The sequence below is a fragment of the Polaromonas aquatica genome (assembly GCF_050626995.1).
GTDB lineage: Bacteria > Pseudomonadota > Gammaproteobacteria > Burkholderiales > Burkholderiaceae_C > Polaromonas > Polaromonas aquatica_A.
Window position 1 is genome coordinate 2101377 of sequence record NZ_CP192467.1, and the last position, 12504, is coordinate 2113880.

The 12504-nt window shown below is 64.8% G+C and carries 12 protein-coding genes; 7 read left to right on the forward strand and 5 right to left on the reverse strand.

The window, feature by feature from the left end; all coding sequences use genetic code 11:
- The first annotated feature begins 38 nt into the window (after positions 1-38).
- Both ACQ4MS_RS10040 and ACQ4MS_RS10045 read left to right on the forward strand, forming a co-directional pair.
- Positions 39-2138, forward strand: a complete 2100-nt coding sequence (locus ACQ4MS_RS10040) for a D-(-)-3-hydroxybutyrate oligomer hydrolase (RefSeq protein WP_431099361.1) — start codon at positions 39-41, stop codon at positions 2136-2138.
- A 196-nt stretch (positions 2139-2334) separates the two neighbouring features.
- The gene (locus ACQ4MS_RS10045) at positions 2335-2553 is read left to right on the forward strand and encodes a CsbD family protein (RefSeq protein WP_431099362.1); all 219 of its coding nucleotides are present in this window, start codon (positions 2335-2337) and stop codon (positions 2551-2553) included.
- Between the two features lie 162 nt (positions 2554-2715).
- On the opposite strand, the gene ACQ4MS_RS10050 is transcribed toward ACQ4MS_RS10045, so the two are convergent.
- Together ACQ4MS_RS10050 and ACQ4MS_RS10055 are read right to left on the reverse strand one after the other, a co-directional pair.
- On the reverse strand, positions 2716-3117 hold the full coding sequence (locus tag ACQ4MS_RS10050; RefSeq protein WP_431099363.1) for a response regulator: 402 nt from the start codon (positions 3115-3117) through the stop codon (positions 2716-2718).
- 170 nt (positions 3118-3287) lie between these two features.
- Positions 3288-3764 carry an FKBP-type peptidyl-prolyl cis-trans isomerase gene (locus ACQ4MS_RS10055; protein ID WP_431099364.1) on the reverse strand — a complete coding sequence of 159 codons (477 nt, stop codon included), beginning with the start codon at positions 3762-3764 and terminating at the stop codon, positions 3288-3290.
- Positions 3765-3941: 177 nt separating this feature from the next.
- On the opposite strand from ACQ4MS_RS10055, the gene ACQ4MS_RS10060 reads away from it, so the two are divergent.
- From ACQ4MS_RS10060 to ypfH, 3 genes are all read left to right on the forward strand, one after another.
- A complete protein-coding gene (locus tag ACQ4MS_RS10060) occupies positions 3942-4427 on the forward strand; it encodes an Rrf2 family transcriptional regulator (RefSeq protein WP_431099365.1) in 486 nt (161 codons plus the stop codon).
- A complete protein-coding gene (locus ACQ4MS_RS10065) occupies positions 4417-5346 on the forward strand; it encodes an NAD(P)/FAD-dependent oxidoreductase (RefSeq protein WP_431099366.1) in 930 nt (309 codons plus the stop codon). The genes ACQ4MS_RS10060 and ACQ4MS_RS10065 overlap by 11 nt, the downstream gene beginning before the upstream one ends.
- Before the next feature lie 121 nt (positions 5347-5467).
- Positions 5468-6124: an esterase gene (ypfH, locus tag ACQ4MS_RS10070; RefSeq protein ID WP_431099367.1), complete on the forward strand. Its 657-nt coding sequence runs from the start codon at positions 5468-5470 to the stop codon at positions 6122-6124.
- A gap of 370 nt (positions 6125-6494) precedes the next feature.
- Here ypfH and ACQ4MS_RS10075 read toward each other — a convergent pair whose 3' ends face one another.
- From ACQ4MS_RS10075 to ACQ4MS_RS10085, 3 genes are all read right to left on the reverse strand, one after another.
- The gene (locus ACQ4MS_RS10075; RefSeq protein ID WP_431099368.1) at positions 6495-7163 is read right to left on the reverse strand and encodes an SPOR domain-containing protein; all 669 of its coding nucleotides are present in this window, start codon (positions 7161-7163) and stop codon (positions 6495-6497) included.
- Positions 7157-8053, reverse strand: a complete 897-nt coding sequence (locus ACQ4MS_RS10080; protein WP_431099369.1) for a biotin--[acetyl-CoA-carboxylase] ligase — start codon at positions 8051-8053, stop codon at positions 7157-7159. Before ACQ4MS_RS10080 ends, ACQ4MS_RS10075 begins: the two co-directional genes overlap by 7 nt.
- Before the next feature lie 87 nt (positions 8054-8140).
- Positions 8141-8803: an SET domain-containing protein gene (locus ACQ4MS_RS10085; RefSeq protein ID WP_431099370.1), complete on the reverse strand. Its 663-nt coding sequence runs from the start codon at positions 8801-8803 to the stop codon at positions 8141-8143.
- A 118-nt stretch (positions 8804-8921) separates the two neighbouring features.
- Here ACQ4MS_RS10085 and ACQ4MS_RS10090 point away from each other — a divergent pair, with 118 nt between their 5' ends.
- Both ACQ4MS_RS10090 and ACQ4MS_RS10095 read left to right on the forward strand, forming a co-directional pair.
- Positions 8922-9455 carry a TlpA family protein disulfide reductase gene (locus tag ACQ4MS_RS10090; RefSeq protein ID WP_431099371.1) on the forward strand — a complete coding sequence of 178 codons (534 nt, stop codon included), beginning with the start codon at positions 8922-8924 and terminating at the stop codon, positions 9453-9455.
- Entirely contained in the window at positions 9452-12406 is a 2955-nt protein-coding gene (locus tag ACQ4MS_RS10095; protein ID WP_431099372.1) for a DNA topoisomerase III, read from the forward strand. The genes ACQ4MS_RS10090 and ACQ4MS_RS10095 overlap by 4 nt, the downstream gene beginning before the upstream one ends.
- Positions 12407-12504: the final 98 nt, after the last annotated feature.

Here is a 12504-nt window from a genome sequence, read left to right on the forward strand (position 1 = left end):
CGATGATGATGGCGTACGAATAACTTGAGGAGGACGACATGACATTCACCCTGATCAAAACCACCCTGGCCCTGGCGGCATTGGCCGCGCTGGGCGGCTGCGCAAGCGGTGTGGGCGGGCAGCCGAACATCAAGCCTGCGTGGCTGGGCACCATCACAACCGGCGTGTACGACGGCGGCAACGATGACCTGCTGACCGCCGGCCTGGGTAAAAGCGGCCTGGCCGCCACGGCGCCGCTGCCGGTCGACCCGCTGAACCCGAGCGCGGCCGAGCTGCGCCGGATTGCCATCTACAACAACTACCGCGCCATCCTGGACATCTCTGCCGGCGGCGGCTACGGCACGCTGTACGGCCCCAACGTGGACGCCAAAGGCAACGTCACCACCAGCGAGGGCAAGATTGCCGGCACGGAATACATCGCCTACTCAGACGACGGCAGCGGCCGCCAGAACGTGACGATGATGGTGCAGGTGCCGGCCAGCTTCAACCCGGCCAGCCCGTGCATCGTCACCGGCACGTCGAGCGGTTCACGCGGCATCTATGGCGCCATTGGCTCGTCGGGCGAGTGGGGCCTGAAAAACGGCTGCGCCGTGGCCTACACCGACAAGGGCACCGGCAGCGGCATGCATGACCTGCAGAACAACACGGTGCACCTGCAAAACGGCCTGCGCGCCGATGCGGTGGCGGCCGGCACGGCCTCCAACTTCACCGCCAACCTGACGCAGGCTGAACGCATGGCCTTCAACGCAGTCACGCCCAACCGCTTTGCCGTCAAGCATGCGCATTCACAGCAGAACTCTGAAAAAGACTGGGGCCGCTACACGCTGCAGGCGGTGGAGTTTGCCTACTTTGTGCTGAACGAGCGCTACGGTGCGCCGGCGCGCGAAGGTGGCGGCCGCCTGCGGACGCTGAACCCGTCCAACACCATCGTGATCGCCTCCAGCGTGTCCAACGGCGCCGGTGCGGCGCTGGCCGCGGCCGAGCAGGATACGCAGGGCCTCATCAGCGGTGTGGCTGTGGGCGAGCCGCAGGTGCAGCTGGTGCCCGATGCGCGGCTGAGCGTGCGGCGCGGCAACAGTACGCTGGCCGGCACCGGCAAGTCGCTGTACGACTACACGACACTGGCCAACCTGCTGCAGCCCTGCGCCGCGCTGGCGTCGCCCGGCACCAATGTCTTCAACACCATCAACCCGGTCATCGCCGCGAGCCGCTGCAGTGCGCTCAAGGCCAGCGGCATGGTCGCCGGCAACACCACGGCCGAACAGGCGAGCAGCGCCATGGCCACGCTGGTGCTGGCGGGCTGGCAGCCTGAAGGCAATGACCTGCAGGCTTCGCACTACTCGTTTGCCACGCTGCCGGTGGCGCTGACCTACGCCAACGCCTACGGCCGCGCCGGCGTGCAGGACAACCTGTGCGGTTACAGCTTTGCCGCCACGGCCCCGGCCGGGTCGCCGGCAGCCAACCTGCCGGTGCCCGCACCCGCGGGCCCGCTGGCGACGTCATTCGGCACCGGCAATGGCGTGCCGCCCACGGCGGGCGTGAACATCGTCAACAACAACAGCCTCGGCGGCCCGATGCTGGACGCGGTTTCTGTTTCTGCCGGCAATGTGCAGGACTACAACAGCGCGGGCGCGCTGTGCCTGCGCGACCTGGCCACCGCAAACACGCCCGACGCGCTGCGCGTGCGGCAAGGCATCCAGGAGGTGCTGCGCACCGCCAACCTGCAGGGCAAGCCCGCGCTCATCGTGCATGGCCGCTCCGACACGCTGATCCCGGTGGCGTTCACCTCGCGCCCTTACTTCGGCCTGAACAAGATGGTGGAAGGCCGCAGCAGCAAGCTGTCTTACATCGAAGTCACCAACGCCCAGCACTTTGATGCCTTCCTCGGCTTCCCGGGCTACGGCCAGCGGCTGGTGCCGCTGCACCGCTACTTCATCCAGGCCATGGACATGATGTATGCCCACCTCAAGACCGGCGCGCCGCTGCCGGGCAGCCAGGTGGTGCGCACGGTGCCGCGCGGCCTCGCCGGCAGCACGCCCAACCCGATCACGCCGGCCAACGTGCCCCCCATCAAGCTGGAGGCAGCTGCGGCGGACCGCATCACCTTTGCCGGCAATGTGGTGACGGTGGCGGATTGACGGGGCTGTTTGCCGGAGCCCTGGGGCCGACACGCGTTTGGGTGCTGCGCCTACGCGGTGGTCCCGGCAGGCCGGTATCTTGATGACTGGCTGGCGTTAAACGACGAATGTCGGCCCGGGATACCCATTGGCAATGGCCTCGCAAGGCTTTCGCCAGGGTCTCCTGGCGCTACCGTCGAATTCATCAGGAGTCATCATGAACAAGGATCAAGTCAAAGGCGCTGCCAAAGACGCAGCAGGCAAGACGCAGGAAGCTGCCGGCAAGCTCGTGGGAAGCAAGGACCAGCAAGCCAAGGGCCTGGCCAAACAGGTGGAAGGCTCGGTGCAGAAGAACTACGGCGATGCCAAGGAAACGGTCAAGGACGTCACCAGGGACGTGTCCAGGGACGCGACCAAGGGCAATAACCGCTTCTGAGGTTTCCTAACCAGCATGTCCGGTTTGCCGGGCAGCATAAAAAGCGGCGCCACTAGCGCCGCTTTTTTATGCGTGACGCATGCGGCTTCATGTGGGTTTTGTGAAGGGTGGGTGGTGGTGCCGGCGAGGGCGGCTGGCTGGCCCTGAAGAAGGCCTTTAGAACTACTGCGGCAGTGGAGCCGTGCCGCCCAGGCTTGCAGCATGGGCCTGGCAATAGCGCACCAGCTTTTCCACGTCCTGCGATTTGTCGAACACTTCGTCGGCGCCCAGTTCGCGGCAGTAATGCAGGATATTTTCCTGGTTGTGGCCGGTCAGCACCACGACCTTCTGGCGGGAGGAGCGGTGCTGGCAGTCTTTCAGCACACCAAAGCCGGAGCCTTCGGTGAGGAAAAGGTCGACGATGGCGAGGTCCCAGTCTTCATGGTGGGAGCCCAGCCACTGGCGGGCGCTGGCCTCGGAATCGGCGTGGCCGACAAAGCGTAGCGGCGCGATTTCTTCCATGGCTTCAACCAGTGTTTTGCGTATTTCCGGCTTGTCTTCGACAAGAAACGCATTGATGACCATGGGTACCCCTGAAGTTAATCCACGAAGTTAGCCGCCATCCGCCGCGGCTTCTGTCGTCGGGCTCCATCGGGGGATGTAGGCTCAATCCCACTGTAGACCAGCACGGCCTTTACGACGGTAACGGTGCGTAACGCTAACGGCTTAATCGCCGAACGGTCGCGCCGTGCAGATTAATGGTGGTGGCCGTGCTCGCCGTGCACGTGGCGATGGGCGATTTCTTCCTCCGAGGCGGCGCGCACGTCGGTCACTTTCAGGGTGAAACGCAGGGCCTTGCCGGCCAGCGGATGGTTGCCGTCCAGCAGGACGGTGTCGCCCTTGATCTTGGTGACGTTGAAGACGTGCTCGCGGCCGTCGTCGCCGCGCCCTTCGAGCTGGCCACCCACCTTGACCCCGGGCGGAAACTGCGTGCGGGGGATGGTGCGCACCAGGCTTTCGTCGCGCAGGCCAAAGGCGTCCTGCGGCTCAAGCGCCAGCACGGTCTGAAAGCCTTTTTCCTGGCCGTCCAGCGCTTCTTCGATCTTGGGCAGGGTGTTGCCGTAGCCGCCGTGCAGGTAGACCATGGGGGCATTGCTTTGCTCGACCAGCTTGCCCTGGGCGTCCGCCACTTTGTAGCTGAGCGTAACGGCGGTGTCTTTTCCGATTTTCATGGTGTTTTTCCAGATTTCTGGGGTGCGTGAAAAACGCTGATTCTCGCCGACTTGGGCGCAAAACCGCCCGCGCAGCCGGCCCTGTGGCGGGAGTGCCCCCTGCGCGTGTGTGGTTTTGGTGTGGCGCGGCGGCGCGGGAGTCCGGCCTCCGTAGAATCATGCAACATGATAAGTTACATGAAATCAAGGGGCCGGCTTTCCGCCGTTTTGCATGCGCTGCTGCACATGGCCCACCGGCAGGGGCCGATGACCTCGGACGAGCTGGCCACCTGTTTGCGCACCCACCCGGTCGTGGTGCGGCGCACCATGGCAAGCCTGCGTGATGCCGGCTTTGTGGTGTCGGAGCGCGGCCACGGTGGCGGCTGGGTGCTGGCGCGGGACCTGGCTTCCGTCACCCTGCTGGACGTGCAGATGGCTGTGGGCGATGCCGACGCGCCGGCGCCTGAAGAAGGCGCGCATGCGGACGGTTGTGTCATTGAGCAGTCTGTGCAGCGCGCCCTGGCCGGCAGCCTGCGCGAGGCTGAAGCCCTGCTCATGAAGCGCCTGGCGGAGGTCACGCTCGCTGACCTGTCGGCCGACTTCAACCGCGCCATGGCCGCGCATGCGGCCCACGCCTGCCACGGCGCGCACCCTTTGTCACCGGAGGCTTCTCATGCTGTATGACGCGATCATTGTGGGCGGGAGTTTTGCGGGGCTGTCTGCTGCATTGCAGCTGGCCCGCGCTCGAAGAAACGTGCTGGTGATTGATGCGGGCATGCCGCGCAACCGCTTCGCCTCGGAATCACACGGTGTGTTGGGTCACGACGGCAAGCCCGGCTCCGAGCTCCTGGCAACGGCCCGGGCGCAGCTGCTGGCTTACCCGACGGCAAAGATCTTCAGCGGCCGCGTGAGCCGCGTGGACACCGGCGAGGCGGGTTTTGTCGTCGAGGCCGAGGACGGTGCGCGCTGGTTCACCGGGCGACGCCTGCTGCTGGCTACCGGCGTGTCGGATGTGTTGCCCGATATTCCCGGTCTTCGGGAACGCTGGGGCCAGACCGTGGTGCACTGCCCTTATTGCCACGGCTATGAGATCGGCGGCGGCGCGGTCGGCGTGCTGGGCACAGGCCCGATGTCGGTCCACCAGGCGCTGATGTTTGCCGACTGGGGCGAGGTGACCTTGTTTACGCAAGGTGTGGTCGATGTGTCGGCCGAAGAGCGGGTGCAGCTGGCCGCGCGCAAGGTCAGGGTTGAACCAAGCCTCATTGCTGAACTGCAGGGCGAGATGCCCGCGCTGGAAGGCGTGTTGTTGCAGGATGGCCGGCGCGTGGCGATCAAAGCCCTGCTGCTGGGCACGCAGGTGCGCATGGCCAGCCCGCTGGCTGAGGCACTGGGTTGCGCGTTTGACGATTCACCGTTCGGCCCCATCGTGCGCATCGACGCGTGGGGCGCGACCAGCGTGGACGGTGTGTACGCCGCGGGCGATATGGCGCGCGTGCCGCACAGCATTACCTTTGCCACGGCCAGCGGCGTGGCAGCGGGCGTGAGGCTGCATTCTTCCCTGATCACGGAAGACGCGCAGCGCGGGGAAACTGCCGCGGCGTGAGTGACATAAGTGGCGTTAGTGGCGTTAGTGGCGTTAGTGGCGTAAAGAGGCGGGTGACAGTGGTTGAAAGGGGGTGGAAAGACCCCAGTTGCCTCTTTCCACTTTTTTCCGATGCGTTGTGATGACTGCCATGAACCCGCCCGAGACCGAAACCATTGAGCTGCTGCCCGTGAACGGCGCTCCCCGCCAGCTGTTTGTGCTGTTGCACGATGCCGGCGGCACGGCAGCCGACATGCTGGAGCTGGGCAACCTGCTGGGCGGCGCGTTTGCCGAAGCCGCCGTGCTGATGCCGCAAGGCCTGACCGGCCCGCACGCCGATGCGGCCGGCGCCAATGCCGCGGGCCTGGACGATGCCGGGGCGCTGGCCGCCCGGGTGGAAGCACTGGCAGCGTTTGTGCGCGCGCAGCAGCAGCGCTTTGACATCCTGCAATCGGATACAGCGCTGGCCGGCTTCGGTGCGGGCGCCAGCCTGGCGCTGGCCCTGAGCGACGCGCACGACGGCCTGGCCGGCCGGCTGCTGTCCTTTGGCGGTGGCTACCAGGTCTGGCCGGCCCGCGCGCCCGCGCTCACCACCTTGCACCTGCTGCATGGTCAAAACGACGCCGTGGTACCGCTGGCGCGCACCCGCAGCGATTTCGAACACCTGATGGAGCTGGGCGCCGACGCCACTTTGGACGTGGCCGCCACGCTGGGCCACGAGCTGCACCCCGCCCTGATGGACCAGGCCGTCACCCGGCTGCAGACCTGCGTGCCGCTGCGGCACTGGAAGGCAGTTTAGGGAATCACCCCCGTCCAGGCTCACTGCGTGTAGCCTGTTCCCCCCTCGAGGGGGCGGCGCCTGCGGCCCGGCAAAGCCGGTTCCGCGGCCCCTGCTGGCTTGGAATCAGGTGCGATGGTTCAAGTAGGTATTTCTCAGGGAAATAGTGCTGGGAGCCAAGCAGGATGAGCGCAAGCAGCTCCTAAATCAATAGCAACGGCATTGCGCTGTACCGGGCCTTAGACAGGCCGGGGAGGATCGGATATGAGCGGCAACCGCGGCGGGCTCTTAAGCCAGCATGAGCCGTGGAACCGGCTTTGCCGGGCCACAGGCGGGCGGCCCCCTCGGGGGGCAGGGAGCTACACGAAGTGAGCGACCGTGGGGGCCATATCTAGCAAGGCCGCAAGGCCTTGCCCGCCAGCTGCGGTTTGAGCAACTCCAGCCTGGCCATGAGCGGCGCATCGACGGCCGGGAGCTTGAGCAACTGGCCGCGTAGCTCTGGTTGCTCCTGCACCACCTTGGCGGTACGCACGCCCCGTGTGGCGATCTTGGCCAGTTCGCGCTCGGCCTCGGCCTGTGAGCTGAAGTGGCCGAGCGAGAGGCCCGGTCCCAGTGCGGGGTTGTTGAGGGGCTCGAACGACACGCCCATGCCGCGCAGCTCGGTGCGCTTTTTGGCCAGCGCCTCCTCATTGGCGTACTTGCCCATGTAGACGATCCAGCGCCCCGGTTCCGAGCTGTTTTCGAGTGACCAGCTGCCAATGGGCAGGCTGCTTTCCAGGCCGAAGCGCAGGGCGATGGTCTGTTCGGGGGTGAAGAGCCCGGCCTGCAGGCACTCGGGGGTGGGGGACGACGTTGATGCCGTCGCGTTGCCGGGGCTTTCAATCTGGCGTGCGTCCGCGGAGGTCAAAAGGCGCATCGCCTCGGGCCGGATCTGCTGCGACAGGCGCTGGGGCTCGGCCTGTTCGATGGGCGCAAAACCGTAGTCGGCCAGCAGGCCTTGGGTCCACGCCAGGTAGCCCGCATTGGCCAGCAGCAGCGCCAGCACCAGCAGCCTCAGCATGGGCGCGTGCCCTTCTCGGACGGCGCTGCGACGGGCCGTACGCTGACTTCAGAGCTGGTGATTTGTTTCATGCCAGCCGGAGTATGCACCAGCAGTGCGCCGTTTTCGCCCACGCCGTGGGCGGTGCCTTCCAGGTCGTTCTGGCCGTCGTAGAGCTGCACGGTGCGCCCCGCCAGAACGTCGCGCGCCACAAAACGCGGCTGGAACGGCGCAAAGCCGAAGCGCTCGAAAGCCTGCACTGCCTGCACCAGCGGCGGCACGATGCGCAGCAGGGTGGCGGGGGCGTCCAGCGCCGGCAGCAGTGCCTGCAGGGCACCCGGCGGGATGGCTGGCATGGCGGGCGCGGCGGATGGGAGCGCTGCGGCGGGGATTTCCACCGTGCGAATGTTGATGCCGATCCCGATCACCACGTAACGCACGCCCTCCCAGCTGGCGGTTTCCACCAGGATGCCGGCCAGCTTGCGCTCGCCTTCCGGGGTGGACAGCCAGAGGTCGTTGGGCCATTTCAGGCCGATGCGGGGTTTGGACGTCTGCCCAGGAATGAGCGGCTCCAGGCTTTCTGCAACGCTGATGCCGGCCACCAGCGAGAGGCCGGACCAGTCGGCCGGCTGCAGGGGCAGGCCCAGTGAAAAAGTGAGGCTGTCGCCGCGGCGGCTTTGCCAGCTGCGGCCCAGCCGGCCGCGCCCGGCGGTTTGCTGTTCGGCCACCAGCAGCAGGGGTTCGGGCCGGGGCGCCACGCCGGGGCTTCCCCGGAACCTGCGCATCAGCTCGGTGTTGCTCGAGTCAATCTCGGGCAGGACCTCCACCGTGAACCCCGGCAAGGAGGGCGCCAAAGCCTCCCAGAGGGCTTCGGCCGGCCAGCGGATGGGGGATGTGAGGGAGGTGGTCATGAAAGCTCAGGGCGCGCGGCCTGGCCGGAGGGTGAAAAGAACCTGGAAAGGTGGATAACCGTGTCAGTCCTTCTATCAGTCCTTCGGTCAGTCCTTTTTTTTCTTCTTGGGCTTTTTGTCGGCCTTGCCGGCTTTGTCCGCCTTCTTCACCGCTTTTTTCTTGTCAGCCTTGGCCTCTGCTTTTTTGCCGGACTTCTTTTTGGACTTCTTGCTCTTTTTGTCGTCGTCCTTGGGTGCCAGCAGCGTGCCGCGGCAGTTCTTGGCGCCGCACCAGCAGGGGTATTCGGCCAGGAGTTTCTTGGTGTACGGCGCGTCGATGATCAGGCCGTAGTCATAAAACAGTTCTTCGCCGGCCTTGATGTTGCGCAGCGCCTTGATGAAGACGCGGCCGCCCTCTTCGTCGGCTTCACAGTTGGGCTTGCAGCTGTGGTTGATCCAGCGCGAGGAATTGCCGCCGTGCTTGGCATCGATCACATGGTCTTCGTCGATGTGGAAGTAGAACGTGTGGTTGGGATCCTTGGGGTCGTGCGGGTGGCGGCGCAGCGCTTCCTTCCAGTTGATGATCTCGCCGACGTACTCGATCAGCGTCTCGCCTTCGGCAAGGTCCTGCACGGCGAACACGCCTTTGCCGTGCACACCGGAGCGGCGCGTCTGGATGCGGCGGCCGTCGGTGGCGGGTGCTGGCGCCGATGGCTGGGAAGGAAGCGGCGCGAGTGGCTTGAGGAGCGTGGAAGCCTGGTTTTTTGACACGGCGTATTTTTTTGGTATGGTTAATTCATGCATGTGCGCGTGCGTGCGCATGCGTGCGCACCCGCGCGCGTACATGCGCGAGAGCCGCTATTGTAGTGATGCGCCCAAGGAGCCCCCCGTGTTCAACCGCCGAAACCTGATGCAGACAACTGCCGCCCTTGCCCTGCCCGCCGCAGCCGGGCTGGGCCTGCCGGCGTGGGCCCAGGGCACACAAAGCCCCCTGCCGAAGGTGGGGAGCACCCTGCCGCTGCCGTCGCTGGCGTTGCTCGACGGCAGCGCCTGGACACCTGCCGCGGCGTCCGGAAAGGCGCTTGTGGTGTACTGGTGGGCCAGCTGGTGCCCTTTTTGTGCGGTGCAGTCGCCCCATATAGAAGCTTTGTGGCGAGCCCAAAAGGCCAAAGGGCTGGAGGTGCTGGCCCTGTCGATTGACAAGCAGCCGGCGGCAGCCGCTACTTATATGAAGACCAAGGGCTACAGCTTTCCCGCCGGGATGCTGACCCCTGAAGTCACCAAAGTTTTGCCCAAGCCGGTGGGCCTGCCCGTGGTGGTGGTGCTCAAGGTGCCGGCGGGCAGCCGTGAAGGCAAAGTCGTATTTGCGGAAAGCGGGGAAATGTTCCCCGAAGATGTAGAAGGTTTGAAGAAGTACTTATGAAAACCCTTGTGATTGCAGAAAAGCCCTCGGTGGCGCAGGACATCGTCCGCGCCATCACGCCGACGGCGGGCAAGTTCGAAAAACACGACGAGTATTTCGAGAGCGATGAATGGCTGGTTACCTCGGCCGTCGGCCACCTGGTCGAAATCCAGGCGCCTGAAGAATTTGACGTCAAGCGCGGCAAATGGAGCTTTGCCAACCTGCCCGTCATCCCTCCCTACTTTGACCTCAAACCCATCGACAAGACCAAGGCGCGGCTCAACGCCATCGTCAAGCTGGCCAAACGCAAGGACGTCGGCGCCCTCGTCAACGCCTGTGACGCGGGCCGAGAAGGCGAGCTGATCTTCCGCCTGATCCAGCAGTACGCCAGCAGCAAGCTCCCGGTGAAACGCCTGTGGCTGCAGTCCATGACGCCGGCGGCCATCCGCGAAGGTTTTGAAAGCCTGCGCAGCGAAAAGCAGATGCAGGGCCTGGCCGACGCGGCGCGTTCGCGTTCCGAAGCCGACTGGATGGTCGGGATCAACGGCACCCGCGCCATGACGGCTTTCAACTCGCGCGACGGCGGTTTCTTCTTGACCACCGTGGGCCGCGTGCAGACGCCGACGCTGTCGGTGGTGGTCGAGCGCGAGGAAAAAATCCGCAAGTTCGTGAGCCGCGATTACTGGGAGATCCACGCCACCTTTCTGGCCGAGGCCGGTGAATACCCCGCCAAGTGGTTTGACCCGAAATGGAAAAAAGCCGCGGCCAACGCCGACAACGCAGAGCCCGACGCTGAGCTGAAGGCCGACCGCGTGTGGTCGGAACGCGAAGCGCTGGCGATTGCCGAGGCTGTGCGCGGCAAGGCCGCCACGGTGACCGAAGAAAGCAAACCCACCACGCAGGCAGCAGGCCTGCTGTTTGATTTGACGTCCTTGCAGCGCGAGGCCAACGGCAAATTCGGCTTCTCGGCCAAGACCACGCTGTCCATCGCGCAGAGCCTGTATGAACGCCACAAGGCGCTGACTTATCCACGTACGGACTCGCGCGCGCTGCCCGAAGACTATTTGCCGGTGGTCAAGCAGACCTTCGAAATGCTGGCCGACAGCGGCATGAAACACCTGGCGCCGCATGCGGCCACAGCGCTCAAAGGCAACTACATCAAGCCCAGCAAGCGCATATTCGACAACGCCAAGGTGAGCGACCACTTCGCCATTATTCCAACGCTGCAGGCGCCTAGCGGCCTGAGCGAGGCCGAGCAGAAACTGTACGACCTGGTAGTACGCCGCTTCATGGCGGTGTTCTTCCCAAGCGCTGAATACCTGGTGACCACGCGCATTTCGCAGGCTGTGGGCCACAGCTTCAAGACCGAAGGCAAGGTGCTGGTCAAGCCGGGCTGGCTGGCCATTTACGGCAAGGAAGCCGCCGACGAAGTGGCCGACGCCAAAGACGGTGACAAGGGCCAGAGCCTGGTGCCGGTCAAGCCCGGCGAAATGGTGCGCGCCGAAGTCGTCGAGGCCAAGGGCCTGAAGACCCGCCCGCCCGCCCGCTATTCAGAAGCCACCCTGCTGGGCGCCATGGAAGGCGCGGGCAAGACGATCGACGACGACGAGCTGCGTGAAGCCATGCAGGAAAAAGGCCTGGGCACACCAGCCACCCGCGCGGCCACCATCGAGGGCCTCATCAACGAAAAATACATGCTGCGCGAAGGCCGCGAGCTGATCCCGACCGCCAAGGCTTTCCAGCTGATGACCTTGCTGCGCGGCCTGGGTGTCGAGGAGCTTTCACGCGCCGACCTCACTGGCGACTGGGAGTACAAGCTCGCGCAAATGGAGCACGGCAAACTCAGCCGCGAAACCTTCATGGCCGAGATCGCCGCCATGACGGAAAACCTGGTCAACAAGGCCAAGGGTTACGACAAGGACACGATTCCCGGCGACTACGCCACGCTGCAGGCGCCCTGCCCCAACTGCGGCGGCGTCATCAAGGAAAACTACCGCCGCTACACCTGCACCGGCAAAAAGGGTGATGACGGCTGCGGCTTCAGCTTCGGCAAGACGCCTGCGGGCCGCACCTTCGAAGTGGCCGAGGTCGAGCAATTCCTGCGCGACAAGAAGATCGGCCCGCTGGACGGTTTCCGCTCCAAGGCCGGCTGGCCTTTCACCGCCGAGATGGTCATCAAGTTCGACGAAGAGACCAAAAACTACAAGCTCGAGTTTGACTTCGGCGATGACAAGAACGCCGAGACCGGCGAGATCATCGATTTCAGCGGCCAGCAGTCATTGGGCCCCTGCCCGCGCTGCGCTTCGCGCGTGTTTGAGCTCGGCAAAAACTACGTCTGCGAAAAATCGGTGCCGACGAATGAGCAGCCCACCCCCAGCTGCACCTTCAAGACTGGCCAGGTCATCCTGCAGCAGCCGATTGAGCGCGAACAGATGCACAAGCTGCTGGAAACCGGCAAGACCGATTTGCTCGACAAGTTTGTCTCGATGCGCACGCGCCGCCCCTTCAAGGCCATGCTGGCCTGGGACAAGGAGGCTGACAAGGTGAACTTCGAGTTCGCGCCTTCGAAGTTCCCGCCACGCAAGCCGGCGGCGGCCAAGACCGGCACGGTGAAGACGCCCTTCGGCAAGACGGTCGCGGCGAAGACCGCCAAGGCGCCTGCTGCGAAGAAAGTCGCCGCCAAGAAAACGCCGGCCGCCAAAACCGCCAAGCCCAAAACGCCCCGCGTCGCCAAGCCGGGCGCCGGCCTCAAGCCCAGCGATGCACTGGCCGCGGTGATTGGCGCCGAGCCAGTGGCGCGCACCCAGGTCATCAAAAAACTGTGGGACTACATCAAGGCTGAGGGCCTGCAGGACGCGGCGAACAAGCGCGCCATCAATGCCGACGCCAAGCTGCTGCCGGTGTTCGGAAAGCCGCAGGTGACGATGTTTGAGCTGGCCGGGATTGTGGGCAAGCACCTGAGTGCAGAGTAGCCATCTGCGGCCGTTGCGCTATTAATTTAGTAGCAGCTTGCGCCCGTTTTTACTGGGCTAATGGCTGTTTTTCCTGAAATTGCAATGGTCGGCCGGCC

Coding starts and splice junctions, on each gene's coding strand:
- ACQ4MS_RS10040 (WP_431099361.1), top strand. CDS start 39: ATGACATTCACCCTGATCAAAACCACCCTGGCCCTGGCGGCATTGGCC.
- ACQ4MS_RS10045 (WP_431099362.1), top strand. CDS start 2,335: ATGAACAAGGATCAAGTCAAAGGCGCTGCCAAAGACGCAGCAGGCAAG.
- ACQ4MS_RS10050 (WP_431099363.1), bottom strand. CDS start 3,117: ATGGTCATCAATGCGTTTCTTGTCGAAGACAAGCCGGAAATACGCAAA.
- ACQ4MS_RS10055 (WP_431099364.1), bottom strand. CDS start 3,764: ATGAAAATCGGAAAAGACACCGCCGTTACGCTCAGCTACAAAGTGGCG.
- ACQ4MS_RS10060 (WP_431099365.1), top strand. CDS start 3,942: ATGAAATCAAGGGGCCGGCTTTCCGCCGTTTTGCATGCGCTGCTGCAC.
- ACQ4MS_RS10065 (WP_431099366.1), top strand. CDS start 4,417: ATGCTGTATGACGCGATCATTGTGGGCGGGAGTTTTGCGGGGCTGTCT.
- ypfH (WP_431099367.1), top strand. CDS start 5,468: ATGACTGCCATGAACCCGCCCGAGACCGAAACCATTGAGCTGCTGCCC.
- ACQ4MS_RS10075 (WP_431099368.1), bottom strand. CDS start 7,163: ATGCTGAGGCTGCTGGTGCTGGCGCTGCTGCTGGCCAATGCGGGCTAC.
- ACQ4MS_RS10080 (WP_431099369.1), bottom strand. CDS start 8,053: ATGACCACCTCCCTCACATCCCCCATCCGCTGGCCGGCCGAAGCCCTC.
- ACQ4MS_RS10095 (WP_431099372.1), top strand. CDS start 9,452: ATGAAAACCCTTGTGATTGCAGAAAAGCCCTCGGTGGCGCAGGACATC.